Origin of the sequence: Methylobacterium sp. J-068 (genome assembly GCF_022829445.1) — a bacterium.
Classification (GTDB): Bacteria; Pseudomonadota; Alphaproteobacteria; order Rhizobiales; family Beijerinckiaceae; genus Methylobacterium.
On the sequence record NZ_JAKSXY010000084.1, the window covers coordinates 112,064 to 127,331 of the forward strand.

12 protein-coding genes are annotated in these 15,268 nt (G+C 69.4%); 10 read left to right on the forward strand and 2 right to left on the reverse strand.

The window, feature by feature from the left end:
* Positions 1 to 72: 72 nt before the first annotated feature.
* The 10 genes from MKK54_RS14125 to MKK54_RS14170 all read left to right on the forward strand — a co-directional run bounded on the left by MKK54_RS14125 (position 73) and on the right by MKK54_RS14170 (position 12,806).
* Positions 73 to 1,071 (forward strand): GDP-mannose 4,6-dehydratase, encoded by a 999-nt coding sequence (locus MKK54_RS14125; RefSeq protein WP_244011730.1) that lies wholly within the window; start codon positions 73 to 75, stop codon positions 1,069 to 1,071.
* A 97-nt stretch (positions 1,072 to 1,168) separates the two neighbouring features.
* Positions 1,169 to 2,053 carry a MipA/OmpV family protein gene (locus tag MKK54_RS14130; RefSeq protein ID WP_244011732.1) on the forward strand — a complete coding sequence of 295 codons (885 nt, stop codon included), beginning with the start codon at positions 1,169 to 1,171 and terminating at the stop codon, positions 2,051 to 2,053.
* Positions 2,054 to 2,200: 147 nt separating this feature from the next.
* Entirely contained in the window at positions 2,201 to 3,355 is a 1,155-nt protein-coding gene (locus MKK54_RS14135) for an SDR family oxidoreductase (RefSeq protein WP_244011734.1), read from the forward strand.
* On the forward strand, positions 3,352 to 3,678 hold the full coding sequence (locus tag MKK54_RS14140) for a DMT family transporter (protein ID WP_244011736.1): 327 nt from the start codon (positions 3,352 to 3,354) through the stop codon (positions 3,676 to 3,678). Before MKK54_RS14135 ends, MKK54_RS14140 begins: the two co-directional genes overlap by 4 nt.
* A 410-nt stretch (positions 3,679 to 4,088) precedes the next feature.
* Positions 4,089 to 5,372 (forward strand): efflux RND transporter periplasmic adaptor subunit, encoded by a 1,284-nt coding sequence (locus MKK54_RS14145; protein ID WP_244011738.1) that lies wholly within the window; start codon positions 4,089 to 4,091, stop codon positions 5,370 to 5,372.
* Positions 5,373 to 5,421: 49 nt separating this feature from the next.
* On the forward strand, positions 5,422 to 8,583 hold the full coding sequence (locus MKK54_RS14150) for an efflux RND transporter permease subunit (protein ID WP_244011740.1): 3,162 nt from the start codon (positions 5,422 to 5,424) through the stop codon (positions 8,581 to 8,583).
* Between the two features lie 111 nt (positions 8,584 to 8,694).
* Positions 8,695 to 10,263, forward strand: a complete 1,569-nt coding sequence (locus MKK54_RS14155; RefSeq protein ID WP_244011742.1) for an efflux transporter outer membrane subunit — start codon at positions 8,695 to 8,697, stop codon at positions 10,261 to 10,263.
* Positions 10,264 to 10,352: 89 nt separating this feature from the next.
* Complete coding sequence (locus MKK54_RS14160; protein WP_244011744.1) at positions 10,353 to 10,562, forward strand: hypothetical protein; 210 nt, start codon at positions 10,353 to 10,355, stop codon at positions 10,560 to 10,562.
* 191 nt (positions 10,563 to 10,753) lie between these two features.
* Positions 10,754 to 11,263 carry a ferritin-like domain-containing protein gene (locus MKK54_RS14165; RefSeq protein WP_244011746.1) on the forward strand — a complete coding sequence of 170 codons (510 nt, stop codon included), beginning with the start codon at positions 10,754 to 10,756 and terminating at the stop codon, positions 11,261 to 11,263.
* Between the two features lie 286 nt (positions 11,264 to 11,549).
* On the forward strand, positions 11,550 to 12,806 hold the full coding sequence (locus tag MKK54_RS14170) for a hemolysin family protein (protein WP_409564184.1): 1,257 nt from the start codon (positions 11,550 to 11,552) through the stop codon (positions 12,804 to 12,806).
* A 21-nt stretch (positions 12,807 to 12,827) separates the two neighbouring features.
* On the opposite strand, the gene MKK54_RS14175 is transcribed toward MKK54_RS14170, so the two are convergent.
* Positions 12,828 to 13,982, reverse strand: a complete 1,155-nt coding sequence (locus MKK54_RS14175) for an MFS transporter (protein ID WP_244011748.1) — start codon at positions 13,980 to 13,982, stop codon at positions 12,828 to 12,830.
* Positions 13,983 to 14,417: 435 nt separating this feature from the next.
* Positions 14,418 to 14,960 carry a MucR family transcriptional regulator gene (locus MKK54_RS14180; RefSeq protein WP_244011822.1) on the reverse strand — a complete coding sequence of 181 codons (543 nt, stop codon included), beginning with the start codon at positions 14,958 to 14,960 and terminating at the stop codon, positions 14,418 to 14,420.
* Between the last annotated feature and the right edge of the window lie 308 nt (positions 14,961 to 15,268).

Below are 15,268 nucleotides of genomic sequence, written 5' to 3' on the forward strand. Positions count from 1 at the left end.
TCAATTGCGCCGAACGGGTGTGTCCTGTGAACTGATCCGCGTTGTGCTTGGAAAAAGCCTCGGGGGCATACGATGGACAGCAATATGTGGCAGGCAAAGCGCGTCGCCGTCACCGGGGCCGGCGGCTTCATCGGCAGTCACCTCGTCGATGGCCTCGTCCGGGCGGGTGCCGAGGTCACCGCGATCGTCCGCTACAATTCCGGCGCGCGGATGGGCAACCTCGACTTCCTCGACCCCGAGGTGCGGGCCGCGACGACGGTCGCCTTCGGAAACATCGAGGACAGCGACTTCATCTACCAGACCCTCGAGGGCAAGGACGTCGTCCTGCATCTCGGCGCCCTGATCGCGATCCCCTATTCCTACGAGGCCCCGCGAAGCTACGTGCGCGCCAACATCGAGGGCACGCTGAACGTGCTCCAGGCCGGGCGCCGCGGCACGATCGGCCGGATCGTCCACACCAGCACCTCGGAGGTCTACGGCACCGCCCTGCGCGCGCCCATCGACGAGACCCACCCCCTCCAGGGGCAATCCCCCTACTCCGCCTCGAAGATCGCGGCCGACAAGCTCGCCGAGAGCTTCTGCCGCTCGTTCGACCTGCCGGTGGTGACGCTGCGGCCCTTCAACACCTACGGGCCGCGCCAGAGCGCGCGCGCCTTCATCCCGACGATCATCTCGCAGGCCTGCGCCCGCGACGAGATCCGCCTCGGCTCGCTGACGCCCGAGCGCGACATGACCTACGTGTCCGACACGGTGGCGGGCTTCCTGGCGGCCGGCGTGCAGCCCGGCATCGAGGGCATGACCATCAATCTCGGCACCGGGGAGACCCACTCGGTCGGATGGTTCGCGCGCCGGATCCTCGACCTGATGGGCGTGGACAAGCCCATCGTCACGGAGGCGCAGCGCCTGCGCCCCGAGCAGAGCGAGGTGCTCAAGCTGATCTCCGACAACAGCCTCGCCCGCAGGGCCATGGGCTGGACCCCCCGGATGAGCATCGACGACGGACTCTGCCGGATGATCGACTTCGTGCGCTCCAATCCCGGCTTCTACGCCACCGACCGCTACGTCACCTGAGGGCCGTGGCGCGCCCGGTCCGGCGGCGCGGGATGCGTGAGGGAATTCCCGGATTGACTCGCGCGCGTGCTTGCGGTTTCCGATGGTGGCCGGGCCGATGACGAACGGGGCCGGCCCGGAAGGCGACGTGACGATGAGGGCGCCCGAGCGATGGGCCGGTGGGGCCGGGACGGCGGCGCGGCGATCGGCGCGCGCGGCGCTGGCGGTCGTGCTCCTGCTGGCCGGCGGCGCCTCGCGGGCGCGTGCGCAACCCGACGACGTCTCGGCGCTGTTCGCGCCCGGAACTGTGTTCTCGGTCGGGGCGCTGTCCGGGGTCGGTCCGCGCTTCCAGGGGGCGAACCGGGCCTCGCTCTGGGGCCTGCCCTACCTCTCGTTCCGACGTCCCGGCGAAGCGCCGGAATGGTGGTCCCCCGACGATGGCCTCGACGCCGACCTCGTCGAGACGGGTCCGTTGCGGGTGGGCCCCGTGCTCGACCTGCGCGACGGGCGTTCCGCCCGGGACACCCGCCACGTTCCCGATCTGCCGACGGTGCCGCTCACGGTCGGCCTCGGCCTGTTCGGCGAAGTCTGGCTCGAGCGGGACACGCTGCGCCTCCGGGCCGAGGTCACCCAGGGCGTGCGGGCGCATGACGGCGTGCTGATCAAGCTCGCGGGCGATGCGATCCACCGGTTCGGGCGCTTCACGCTCAGCGGCGGCCCGCGGCTCGTCCTCGCCGACGCGGCCTCCCAGCGAATCGATTTCGGCGTCCCGGACCGTGCCCTTGGCCTGAAACCCTACGACCCGCGAGGCGGCCCGCGTTCGGCGGGTCTGGCGGCGGCCCTGGCCTACGACTGGTCCGACGATTGGCAGACTCTCGTCTACGGCCGCTACGACCGGCTGCTCTCCGCCGCCGCCGCGAGCCCGATCGTCCGGCGGTTCGGAACGGTCAACCAATTGTCCGCGGGCGTGGGCGCGATCTATTCTTTCCGCAGCCCGCCGTGACGGACCCGATCACGCCAACGTCAAACACGAATTCGTGATCGAGTGATGTAAATTTGCATCGCGCTCCGCGAATGTCGTTTTGCGCAGTTTTCGTCCGGATTATTTCTGAATTTGTCTGGCACACCGTCTCCAACGAGGGGGCGGAATTTGAAACGCGTATTGCTCACCGGCGCGACCGGTCTGATCGGCGGAGCCGTGCTCCACCATGCTCTCGACCGGGACGACGCCACGGAGTGGGTCTGCCTCGTCCGTTGCGGCAGCATCGAGCAGGGACGCCAGCGCGTCGCCGCCAGGCTCGCCCGCTTCACCGATCCGTTCACCGCCCAGCGCCTGGCCCGCAAGATCGAGATCGTGCCCGGCGACTTCACCCGCGCCGACCTCGACATGGACCCGCGCCTCGACGGCCTCACCCACATCCTGCACCTGGCCGCCGACACCTCGTGGTGGGGCGACGAGCGGGTCAACCGGACCAACCACGACGGCACCCTGGCGCTGGCCCGCCGCGCCCGCGCGATGTCGGGGCTGCAACGCTTCCTCCACGTGGGAACCGCGATGATCTGCGGGGCCAACGCGCCGCATCACGTCGAGGAGGCCGCCTATCCGGCCGCCGATGCCCGGCATCTCGTCGCCTACACGGTGTCGAAGGCGGCGGCGGAATCCTCCCTCGCCGAGCACTTCTCGGACCTGCCGATCGTCGTGGCCCGTCCCTCGATCGTCGTCGGGCACTCCGTCCTGGGCGCCGGCCCGAGTTCCAGCATCCTGTGGGTGGTGCGCGCGGCCGACCGCCTGCGCATGCTGCCCTGCGCGCCCGAGAGCAAGGTGGACATCGTCCCCTCCGACTGGGTCGCCGAAACCCTGCACGGCCTCCTGTTCAAGCCGAGCCTCGCGCACCGGCTCTATCACGTCTCGGGCGGTGCCTCGGCGAGCACCTCCTGGGCCGACCTGATGCGGGCCTTCGAAGCGGCCGAGCCCAGTGACGGCATCCGCGCCTTCACCCGCTTCGATCTGGCCGATCGCGCCACCCTGCGCGCCCGCTTCGCGCAGGTCTTCGGGCTCGACGGTTCCCTGAAGCAGGCGATGCTGCGCGCGACCCGCGCCTATTACGCGTTCTGCTCCCTCGATCTCAGCTTCGACAACACCCGCCTGCTGGCGGAGGGCTTCGCGGCACCGCCGCCGCTGCCGGCCTATCTCGGCACCTGCCTGGCGAACTCGGCCGAGATCGTCGACCAGTTCGCCGACGATCTGGAGATGTTCACCGCACCCGCCCCCAGCCAGCCCGCGGCGCTGACGGCCATCGCATGAACCCGTTCCTCATCCTCTCCCTGGCGATCGGCGCGGAGATCACCGCCACCCTCGCCCTGAAGGCCGCCGACGGCCTGACCCGGCCGGTGCCGACCGTCCTGGTGGCCCTGGGCTACGGCACGGCCCTGTGGCTGATGTCGACCAGCATGGACATGCTGCCGATCGGCGTCGTCTACGCCATCTGGGCCGGCGTCGGCATGGTGGGCGCGGCTCTGGGCGGCGCGCTCCTGTTCGGCGAGCCGGTCAGCCCGACGATGATCGTCGGGATCGGCGTGATCGCCCTCGGGGTCGCGATCCTGGCCTCGGCGCAGGTGAGCCACTGAGACCGCGCGGCGCCTGAGCGAAGCCCAAATCCGCCATCCCTCAGGGATCGCCGGAAGGGATCGACCGGCCGGCGGGCGATCCGCCGATGCGGGGCGGCCCGGCTGCGGCTGCCTCGAATTCGACACGCCGTCGCGTAACCTGCACGGAGCGTGGCTGTGGGAGTCCTGCGGCCTCGCGGATTTTTGCGTTGCGCGCGAAACGATGTCACGCAAATCGCATGCGGATCGCGTATTGCAGCCCGCGATACGTCGGCGACCGCCGGACCCGTTCTGGAATCGTCGCCCGACGGGGTTGGACGGCGCTTCCACGTCGCGATTCGCATGATGGCCTCATCCGGCGTGTCGTTCGCGTAAAACCGCGGATCCGCCGGATGCCGCTCCACGACCAACCCGAATCGAAGTTACGCCTGATGAATGGGACAAAGCGTTCGATCGCCAGGATCGTCATTCCGCTCGGCCTGCTGATCTGCGCGATCGTGGCCGCGAGCATCTGGACCGGCCCGACCCTGGGGTTCCTCACCTGGGCGGCCGCCTCGATCCGGGAGCGATTCGCCGCGACGGAGACCGCCGGGACGGACGAGTCCGGGGCGCGCCCGGCCCCGGTGGCGCGCGTCTTCCGTCCCACCCCGGCGCAGCGCGCCGCCCTCGACATCGTCACCGTGAAGGCGGTGGGCTTTCGCCCCGAGGGCATGGCGGAGGGCCGTATCGCCCTCAACGAGGACGACAACGTGCCCGTCACCTCGCCCTATGCGGGCCGGGTGACGAAGGTGCTGGTCCGCGCGGGCGACGAGGTGAAGGCCGGTGACGTCCTCCTCACCCTCGAGGCCACCGACATGCTCCAGGCCCAGAGCGACTACCAGGCGGCGCTCAACACCATCGCCAAGGCGGCCGCCCTGCTGAAGCTCGACCAGACCATCGCGGCCCGGCAGCAGGAGCTGTTCCAGGCCAAGGCCGTCGCGCTCAAGGATTATCAGGCGGCCCAGAACGACGTGATCGGCGCCCAGAGCGACCTGCGCACCGCCGAGGCGAGCCTCGATGCGGTGAAGAACCGCCTGCGCCTCCTCGGCAAGACGGATGCCGAGATCGCCGCCTACGAGCGCAAGGGCACCCTCAGTTCGGAGACCCAGATCCGCGCCCCGATCTCCGGCACCATCGTCCAGCGCAAGGTCGGCCTCGGCCAGTACCTCTCCACGTCGAGCGACCCGGTCTTCGTGATCGGCGACCTCTCGACGGTCTGGCTGGTGGCCAACGTGCGCGAGAGCGAGATCCCCAAGATCCGCATCGGGCAGGAGGTCCAGGCGACGGTGGCGGGCTTCGGCGAGCGGCTCTTCAAGGCGCGGGTCGACTACATGTCGGCGAGCCTCGATCCGGCGACCCGGCGTCTGGCCGTGCGCAGCGAGGTCGAGAACCCCGACCGGGTCCTGAAGCCCGAGATGTTCGCCAGCTTCACGATCTTCACCGGGCCCGAGCGATCGGCGCCGGCCGTGCCGGTCGCCGCCATCGTCTACGAGGGCGCGCGGGCGCATGTCTGGGTCGCCCGCCCCGACGGCGCCATCGAGGCCCGCGACGTGAAGCTCGGCCTGATCACCGCCGGCATGGCGCAGGTGACGGAAGGGATCTCCGACGGCGAGGACATCGTCACGCGGGGCGCCGTCTTCATGGATCGGGCGACCAGCGGCGACAAGGCCTCCTGAGCCACCGCGCCCCACCCATCGTCGAGGCCAGCGCCGAGAACCACGTCCGATGAACAGCCTGATCGTCTTCGCCCTGCGCCAGCGCGTCCTGGTGTTCCTGCTGTTCGTGGTCATGCTCGCGCTCGGCTACGCGAGCTACACGCAGCTCAACATCGAGGCCTATCCCGACCCGGTGCCGCCGCTGGTCGACGTCATCACGCAGAATCCCGGGCAATCCGCCGACGAGATCGAGCGCTACATCACGATCCCCCTGGAGGTGCAGCTCGCCGGCATCCCCAACGCCACGGTGGTGCGCACGATCTCGCTGTTCGGCCTCTCCGACGTGAAGGTCCAGTTCTCCTACGCCTTCACCTACCAGCAGGCCCTGCAGCGGGTGCTCAACCGCCTGTCGCAGCTGCCGCCCCTGCCCAACGGCGCCCAGCCGCAGATCTCGCCCACGAGCCCGGTCGGCGAGATCATGCGCTACAAGGTGACGGGGCCGAAGGGATACACCTCGACCGAACTCAAGACCCTGCAGGACTGGGTGCTTCAGCGGCGCTTCAAGGCGATTCCCGGCGTCACCGACGTGACGGCCTTCGGCGGCCGGACCAAGGAATACGAGATCGCCGTCGATCTCACCCGGCTCCAGGCGCAGGGGCTGACCCTGGTCCAGCTCGTCACCGCGCTGAACAATTCGAGCATCAACGTCGGCGGCCAGACCCTGAACGTCGGCGAGCAATCGGCCGTGGTGCGCGGCATCGGCCTCATCCGCGACATGGACGACATCCGCGACACGATGCTGACCCAGGTCAACGGCGTGCCCGTGCTGGTGCGCGACGTGGCCGAGGTGCGGGTCTCGAACGCGCCGCGCCTCGGCATCGTCGGCCATGACGGCGAGAACGACATCGTCGAGGGCATCGTGCTGATGAGCCGCGACGGCGAGAGCCTGCCGACCCTGCGCCTCGTCAACGCCGAGATCGACAAGGTCAACGCCAGCGGCATCCTGCCCCCCGGCGTGAAGGTGGAGCGCATCTACGACCGCAGCGGCCTCATCCACACCACGACCCACACGGTGATGCACAACCTCGTCTTCGGCGTGGTGCTGGTCTTCGTGGTGCAGTGGCTGTTCCTGGGCTCGCTGCGCAGTGCCATCATCGTGGCGGCCACGATTCCCTTCGCCCTCGGCTTCGCCATCCTCATCCTGGTCCTGCGCGGGGATTCGGCCAACCTCCTGTCGCTCGGCGCCATCGATTTCGGCCTCATCGTCGACGCCACCGTCATCATGGTCGAGAACGTGTTCCGGCATCTGGCCGAACCGGAGCACGGCGAGGGTCAGGCGCCGCCGGGCGGGCTGACCGGGCGTCTCGGCACGATCGCGATCGCGGGCGCGGAGGTGAACCGGGCGATCTTCTTCTCGGCGACCATCATCATCGTGGGCTTCCTGCCGCTCTTCACGCTCACGGGCGTCGAGGGCCACATCTTCGGGCCGATGGCCAAGACCTACGCCTACGCGCTGCTCGGCGGCCTCATCGCCACCTTCACGGTCTCGCCCGCCCTGTCGGCGCTGATCCTGCCCAGGCACATGGAGGAGCGCGACACCCTGGTGGTGCGCCTGCTGCGCTTCGGCCACGTGCTGATCCTGCGCTTCGGCCTGCGCAACAAGGTGCTCTCGCTGCTGGTGCTGGTCGCCCTGCTCGGCGCTTCCGCCATCGCGGCGCGCACGCTGGGCCTCGAATTCCTACCGAAGCTCGAGGAGGGCAACCTCTACATCCGCGGCACCATGCCGGCCTCGATCTCCCTGGAGGCCGGCAACGCCTACGTGGAGCGCCTGCGCGGGATCATCGCCGACGTGCCCGAGGTGGTGACCGTGCTCTCGCACCAGGGCCGCCCGGACGACGGCACCGACGCCACCGGGTTCTTCAACGTCGAGATCCTGGCGCCGCTGAAGCCCTTCGACACCTGGCGCAAGGGCCTCGACAAGGAGGGCCTGGTTCGCGACCTCTCGGCCAAGCTCGACGAGGCCTTTCCGGGCATCGAGTTCAATTTCTCCCAGTACATCGAGGACAACGTCCAAGAGGCCGCGTCCGGCGTGAAGGGCGAGAACTCGGTCAAGATCTACGGCAACGACCTGAACGAACTCACCCGCACGGCCGAGGCGATCAAGGCCACGCTGTCGCGGGTGCCGGGCGTAGCCGACCTCGCGGTGTTCGCCTCCCTCGGCCAGCCCACGGTGCGGATCGACATCGACCGGCGCAAGGCCGCCCGCTACGGCCTCTTGCCGGGGGACGTGAACACCACCGTCCAGGCGGCGATCGGCGGCCAGACGGCGGGCGACCTCTACGAGTACGGCTCGGACCGGCATTTCCCGATGCGGGTGCGCCTCGCGCCGCAATACCGCAGAAGCCTGGAGACCATCCGCAACATCACCGTCGGGGCGACGAACCCGGCCGGCGGGGTGATCCAGGTGCCGCTCTCCGAGATCGCCAGCGTGGAACTCGTCTCGGGCGCGGCCTTCATCTACCGCGAGAACCAGGAGCGCTACATTCCGGTGAAGTTCTCGGTGCGCGGGCGCGACCTCGGCGGCGCCGTCTCGGAGGCGCAGGCCCGGATCGCCCAGGAGGTGACGCTGCCGGCCGGCTTCCACCTCGAATGGGTCGGGCAGTTCACCAACCTCCAGGACGCGGTGCAGCGCCTGTCCATCGTGGTTCCGGTGACGATCGCGCTGATCGCCCTGCTGCTCTACGTGAACTTCAGTTCCGTGACCGACATGGTGCTGACGCTGAGCGTGATCCCCATGGCGATGATCGGGGGCATCTTCGCATTGTTCCTGACGCTGACCCCGTTCTCGATCTCGGCGGCCATCGGCTTCATCGCCCTGTTCGGCATCTCCACCATGGAGGGCGTGATCCTGCTCTCGTACTACAACCAGCTCCTCGACGAGGGCTGGGGCCGGGCGGAGGCCGTGTGGCATGCCGCCAACGTCCGCATGCGCCCGGTGATGATGACCTGCGTCGCCGCCTGCGTCGGCCTGCTCCCGGCGGCGGTCTCCACCGGCATCGGCTCCCAGGTGCAGAAGCCCCTCGCCCTGGTGGTGGTCGGCGGCATCATGCTCGCCCCGAACCTGATCCTCGTGGTGGTGCCGATCCTGATCGCGCTGTTCTCGCGCCGGACACCGGCCGTGAACGCGACGCCCCCCGCGGCCCGCGCCGTGGCGCAGGCCGAGCACGCGTGACGTGGCGGGCACATGCGCGATAAGCCGCGTGCGCAACCGATCCGCCGCGTTGACTTCGGTGACGTCCCGACGCCTCTACGGCCTCGGACGGCGACAGGATTCTCCGGCACCATGACGGTTTTTCACCCCCATCAGGCTCCGGCCGGCAGGACGCCGCGTCGATCCGCGCCGATCCGCGCCGGCGTGCTCGCCGCCGCCCTGAGCGCGCTCGGCGGCTGCATGGTCGGGCCGGATTTCGTGCCTCCCGCCGATCCGCCCGTCGGCCGCTACACCAGCGAGCCCCTGCGCAACCCGAGCGCCTCGGACAACATCCGCACCGCCCATGGCGGCTCGGCCGACCAGAGCTTCGTCTCGGGCGCCGACGTGCCGGGGCAATGGTGGACTCTGTTCCACTCCCCGGCCCTCAACCGCCTCGTGGACGAGGCGCTCGCCAACAATCCGAACCTCGACGCGGCCCAGGCGGCCCTGCGGATCGCGCAGGAGAACGTCGAGGCGCAGCGCGGCACGCTGTTTCCGGTGGTCACCGCCAACGGCCTCGGCTCGCGCCAGAAGGCGCCGGGCGGGGCCCTGCAGGGGCCGCTCAACGACCCGCGGCAGCTCTTCTACAGCCTCTACACGCCGCAGGTGACGGTCTCGTTCACCCCCGACGTGTTCGGCGGCAACCGGCGCGAGATCGAGTCGCTGGAGGCGCAGGCCGAGAACCAGCGCTACCAGCTCGAGGCGACCTACCTCACGCTGACCGCGAACGTGGTGCTGGCGGCGATCCAGGAAGCGTCCCTGCGCGCCCAGATCGACGCCACCCGCAAGGTGATCCAGGCGCAGACCGACGTCCTCAACCTCTACAACAAGCAGCTGTCCCTCGGGCAGATCGCCGGCGCCGACGTGGTGGTGCAGCAGGCCGCCCTGTCGGTCTCGATGCAGCTGCTGCCGCCCCTGGAGAAGCAGCTCGCCCAGCAGCGCAACCTCCTGACCGCGCTGGTCGGCCGCCTGCCGAGCGAGGAGATCAGCCAGACCTTCACCCTGGCCTCCCTGCGCCTGCCGACGAAGCTCCCGGTCAGCCTGCCCTCCAGCCTCGTGCAGCAGCGCCCCGACGTGAAGGCGGCGGAGGCCAGCGTGCAGCAGGCGAGCGCGGCGGTCGGCGTCGCGGTCGCCAACCGCCTGCCGCAGTTCAACATCACCGCCAATGGCGGTGCCAGCGCGGTTCGGATCGCGCAGCTCGCGGCCTCCAGCGCCTCGTTCTACGGGATCATCGGCACCGTGGCGCAACCGATCTTCGACGCCGGAACCCTGTTCCGGCGCCAGCGCGCGGCGGAGGAGACGCTGACCCAGGCCCAGGCGCAGTACCGCGCGGTGGTGATCGGCGCCTTCCAGAACGTCGCCGACACCCTGCGGGCGCTCCAATCCGACGCCAAGGCGGTGGCGGCGGCCTCTGCCGCCGAGCGGGCGACGGGCGAGAGCCTCGGGCTGATCCGCAAGCAATACGCGGCGGGGGCCCTCAACAGCACGCAGGTGCTGATCGCGCAGCAATCCTACCTCTCGGCCCTGGTGACTTCGGCCGGCGCGCGCGCCAACCAGTACGCCGACACCGCCGCGCTCTTCCAGGCGCTCGGCGGCGGCTGGTGGAATCGCTCCGACGTGAGGCCGGCCCCGCCCAGTCGGGATCCCGCCAAGTTCCTCTGAGGTTCGGCGCCGAGCCCTTTGCCTGAGCTTGACCCCGGCGCCACGGCGCGGGAAGGCACGGGACCAACCGGATTCGAGGAATTGCCACGATGGCCACGCCCCGCGACCTCAAGGTGCAGATGGCCGGCGAGACCCGCGCCCGCGAGCGCGCGCAGGCCCTGGCGGCGACCCAGGGCGCGCGCGCAAAGAACGCCGAGGCCGCCGCGCGCGCGATGGAGGCCGACCGCGACGCCTGGAAGGCGCGCGCTTTGAGCGCCGAAGCCGAACTGGCGCGTCTCAAGGGCGACGCTTCGACCTAAGTCGCGGCAAGCATCACCGCGCCGGGTCGGGTCGAACAGGGTGCGCCGGCCGGCGTGAGACGCCGGGCCAGGGTGGTGACACGGGCCAGGACGACGATGCGTGCCGGCACCCGTCACGGAACAGGGGTTCCGCCGATGATCTTCTCGTCACGACAGCGAATGCGTTGGCGACAAAACGGGAGAGCTTCGACGTGACCACGGATACGCGCGAAATCTATGTGACGGCCCTGAAGAACACGCATGCGCTCGAGATGCAGGCGCTCCAGATCATGGAGCGGCAGGTCGAGCGCATCCAGCGCTATCCCGAGATGGAGGCGGCCCTGCGCCGGCACATCGAGGAGACCCACGGCCAGCGCACCCGGATCGAGGAGGCCCTGCACAGCCTCTCGGAGAGCCCGTCGGCGATCAAGGAGGGTGTGCTCGGGTTCGTCGGCAACATGATGGCCCTCGGCCACGTCCCGGCTCAGGACGAGATCCTGAAGAACGCCTACGCCAACCACGCCTTCGAGAACTTCGAGATCGCGGCCTACGAATCGCTGATCGCCATCGGCGAGGCCGCCGGGCAGCAGACGGCGCTCACCGGTTTCCAGCAATCGCTCCGTGAAGAAGAGGGGATGGCCCGCAAGGTCCGCGAACTCATCCGGCCCACCACCCTGCGCTACATCGACCTGACCACCTCGGGCGAGAAGGCCGATCGTTGATCGGCCGCTCCGCCTCGACGCGCCGATGCATCACGGCCGGCCTCGCGCCGGTCGTGATGCCGCGTGTCTCCGAGCGCGTGTCCGCCCCTCGCCTTCGGCGCCACCCCGCTGTGTCCCGCGCCCGCACCGCCACACCCCGTCCGGCCGGTCTCCCATGATGCTTCTCCGGGATCGCTGTGGCTCGGACCCGGCGTAGCTGTTAGAGATCCGGCGCTGACCAGGGGAGACGACGATTTTCGACGATGCATGGGCGACCGGCTTGGGCCTCGTTGCCGTCTTCGCCCTCGTGCTGGCCAACGGGTTCTTCGTGGCCGCCGAGTTCGCCATGGTCTCCGTGCGCAGGAGCCGGGTCGCCGAACTGGTCTCCGAGCGTCGGACCAACGCCAAGCCGCTCCAGCGCGCCACCGATCAGCTCGATGCCTACCTCGCCGCGACGCAGCTCGGCATCACGATCTCGTCCCTGGCGCTCGGCTGGGTCGGCGAGCCGGCCCTGGCGCACGTCATCGTGCCGGCCCTGAGCTTTCTGCCGGAGCCGGTCGGCACCACCGCCGCCCACACCATCGCGGTGGTGATCTCCTTCGTCATCATCACGTCGATGCACATCGTGCTCGGCGAACTGGCGCCGAAGAGCCTCGCGCTCCAGCGCAGCGAGCGCACGGCGCTGGCGGTGGTCCGCCCGCTCGGCGTCTTTCTGTTCGTCTTCCGCCCCGCCATCCTGTTCCTCAACGGCCTCGGCAACGGCATCGTGCGGATGTTCGGGCTCCAGGCGGGCCACGGCGAGGGCTCGCTGCACTCCACCGCCGAACTCAACCTCCTGGTCCAGGCGAGCCAGGAGGCGGGCCTGATCGGCGAGGCCCAGCAGGAGGCCGTGCAGCGCATCTTCTCCATCGGCGAGCGCCGGGTGCGTGACATCATGACCCCCCGTCACGAGGTGGAGTGGGTCGATGCCGACGAGGAGCGGGAGGCGATGCTCCGCTCCGTGCGCGAATGCGACCACGCCCAGCTGGTGGTGAGCCGCAGCGAGGTCGATGAGATCGTCGGCGTGGTGCGCAAGCAGGACCTGCTGAACCAGCTCCTCGACGGCAAGAGCGTGGACGTCCTGGCCGTGACCCAGGCCCCCATCGTGGTCCATGAGAGCATGTCGATCCTCGCCGTCCTCGAGACGTTCCAGGCCAAGCCGGTGCGGATGGCGGTCGTCGTCGACGAGTACGGCAGCCTCGAGGGCATCGTCACCCAGACCGACCTGCTGGAGGCGATCGCCGGCAACATTCCCGAGGTCGGCGACGAGCCCAGCGTGGTGGAGCGGGAGGACGGCTCCCTGCTCATCGACGGCATGATGCCGGCCTCGCAGGCCTTCGACCGGCTCGCCTTCGCGGAGCGGCCGGATTCCGACGATTTCACCACCCTGGCGGGCTTCGTGATCTTCCGCCTCGGCCGCATCCCGGCGACCGGCGACAGCTTCGAATCGAACGGCTGGCATTTCGAGGTCGTCGACATGGACGGCCGGCGCATCGACAAGGTGTTGGCCTCGCCCCGTCCCTGACGCCCCGTCGCCCATGCGGCGTCAGGCTGCCAGCGGCTCTCCGCCCCGGCGGGCCGTCAGGGTCAGGACGAGGGCCAGGAGCGCCACGCCGGCTCCGAACCACGGCAGGCTGCCGTAGCCGAAGCCGGCGGTGACGATGCCGCCTCCCAGGGCCGCGCCGGTGGCGTTGCCGAGGTTGAACGCGCCCTGGTTCAGGGTCGAGGCGAGGTTGGGCGCATCGGTGGCCGCTTCCACGACCCAGATCTGCAGGGGCGAGACCAGGGCGAAGACGAGCGCTCCCCAGACCGGCAGGGTCAGGACGGCGGGGATCGCGGCCTGCGCCGTGAAGGCGAACAGGGCCAGCACCGCGACCAGGGCCGCGAAGGCACCGATGACGGTGGCCATCAGGCGCCGGTCGGCGAGGCGCCCGCCGATGAGGTTGCCGAGGGTGAGCCCCACGCCGAACAGGAGCAGCGCGCCCGTGACCTGGGTCGGCGTCAGGCCGCTGACATTCTCGAGCAGCGGCGTGATGTAGGTGAAGACCGTGAACAGGCTCACCGAGGCCAGGGTGCTGATCAGCATCGGCAGGAGCACCGCCCAGCGCCGCAGGGAGCGGAACTCGCCCGCCAGCCCCCCGCGCGAGCCGGCCATGCCGCCGGGGACGAAGGCCAGGATGGCGGCGGCCGCCACGACACCCAGGGCGACCACCGCCCAGAACGTGGCGCGCCAGCCGGCGACCTGTCCCAGGGCGGTTCCGAACGGAACGCCGAGGACGTTGGCCAGCGTGAGGCCCGCGAACATCAGCGCGACGGCCTGGGCGCGCTGTTCGCGCGGCACCAGGCCGCTCGCCACCACCGCCCCGATGCCGAAGAAGGCGCCATGCGCGAAGGCGGTGACGATGCGGGCGATCATCAGAAGGTCGTAGCTCGGGGCGAGCGCACAGCCGACATTGCCGAACAGGAAGACCGCCATCAGCGTGAGGAGGGCGGTCTTTCGCGGCAGACGGGCGGTGGCGATCGCCACGATGGGCGCGCCGATGGCGACCCCGAGTGCGTAGCCCGACACCAGCAGCCCGGCGCGCGGGACGCTGACCCCGAAGCTCTCGGCCACCTCGGGCAGAAGCCCCATGATGACGAATTCCGTGGTGCCGATGCCGAAGGAGGCCGCGGCCAGGGCGAGGAGCGGTCGGGAGAGCATGAAGCGCCTGGGGCTGGAGCCGGCCTCCCGCCTTCTGCGGCGCGAGGCGGTTATGCTGCAATGCAGCGCGGTCCCATAGGGCTAACACGACGGAGCCGAATCAGCGTTGCGTCGGGCTCGGGGAGCCTGCGCGCGCGTCGTATGCCCATCGAACAGGGCTTCGGCCACGTCCGCCGAGGTCTTGAGGATAATCTTTTGTGCCGGCGTGACGTCTCATCCCAAATCCCTTTGATCCCTTCGGGATGGTGGATTTGGGCTTCGCTCAGGCGCCGCGCGGGCTGAGCGAGACCGTCTCCGCTTCGATCGAGCGGAAGACGGTCTCAACGAAGAAAGCCGGGTGGTCTCTCCGATGCGTCATCGGAGAGCCCACCCGGCGGGATGCGGGCGAAACGTCCGCCTCGATCCCCGGCTCGGCCGGGGGCACGGGGTCGACGCTCAGGCGTCGACCTTCTTGCGGGGGCCGCGCCGCTTCTTCTCGGGCTCCGGAGCCTCGTCGCGGGGCTCGGCCTTGGCTTCCGGGGCGGGCTCGCTGACGGTCTCGTCGGCGGCGCTGCGCGCGACGCCCTTGCGACGCTGCTGGCCGAGGCCGAGGGCGCGGGCGAGCTCCGAGCGCTGCTCGGAATAGCTCGCCGAGGTCATCGGATAATCGGGCGCCAGGCCCCATTTCGCGCGATACTGCTCGGGTGTCAGGCCGCGCAGGGTCAGGTGGCGGCGCAACGTCTTGTACTGCTTGCCGTCCTCGAAGCTGATCAAGTAATCCGGCGTGATCGAGCGGCGGATTTCCTGCGGCGTCGCCTTGGGCGGGCCGGCATCGGCCACCGGCGCACCGGCGGCGGTGACGCTGCGGATCGCCTCATGAACATCGCTCAGCAGCTTCGGTAGCTCGGCGCTCTGGACATGATTGTTGCTGACATAGGCCGAGACGATATCGGCCGCGAGGGTGATGAGCCGGGCTGCGTCGTTGTCTGTTTCATTCATGAGGCGATGCCGATCTGCATAAGTGTTGATGTTGTTTACTAGCGTAGGCCCACTTATTTTCTCAATCAAGATGTTCTTAGGCTGGTCAAGCGTTTTTTCCTCTCCGCGCTGTGGATCATTCATCAACTTTTCGCGCATCGCCTGCACGAGATCGAACAATCGCTCTCCGGTTGCCCGAAAAAACGATGGACCCACCTATGGCGGTGAAAGGATTGGCTTGTCCGAAAGTCTTTTCTTGGAAGATCGTCTGTTTTTATGAAGCGAACCGCGCTGTTCGACGGATCTGCTCACCGTATCGGGAGGAGGCT

Coding starts and splice junctions, on each gene's coding strand:
- MKK54_RS14125 (WP_244011730.1), top strand. CDS start 73: ATGGACAGCAATATGTGGCAGGCAAAGCGCGTCGCCGTCACCGGGGCC.
- MKK54_RS14130 (WP_244011732.1), top strand. CDS start 1,169: ATGACGAACGGGGCCGGCCCGGAAGGCGACGTGACGATGAGGGCGCCC.
- MKK54_RS14140 (WP_244011736.1), top strand. CDS start 3,352: ATGAACCCGTTCCTCATCCTCTCCCTGGCGATCGGCGCGGAGATCACC.
- MKK54_RS14145 (WP_244011738.1), top strand. CDS start 4,089: ATGAATGGGACAAAGCGTTCGATCGCCAGGATCGTCATTCCGCTCGGC.
- MKK54_RS14150 (WP_244011740.1), top strand. CDS start 5,422: ATGAACAGCCTGATCGTCTTCGCCCTGCGCCAGCGCGTCCTGGTGTTC.
- MKK54_RS14155 (WP_244011742.1), top strand. CDS start 8,695: ATGACGGTTTTTCACCCCCATCAGGCTCCGGCCGGCAGGACGCCGCGT.
- MKK54_RS14160 (WP_244011744.1), top strand. CDS start 10,353: ATGGCCACGCCCCGCGACCTCAAGGTGCAGATGGCCGGCGAGACCCGC.
- MKK54_RS14175 (WP_244011748.1), bottom strand. CDS start 13,982: ATGCTCTCCCGACCGCTCCTCGCCCTGGCCGCGGCCTCCTTCGGCATC.
- MKK54_RS14180 (WP_244011822.1), bottom strand. CDS start 14,960: ATGAATGAAACAGACAACGACGCAGCCCGGCTCATCACCCTCGCGGCC.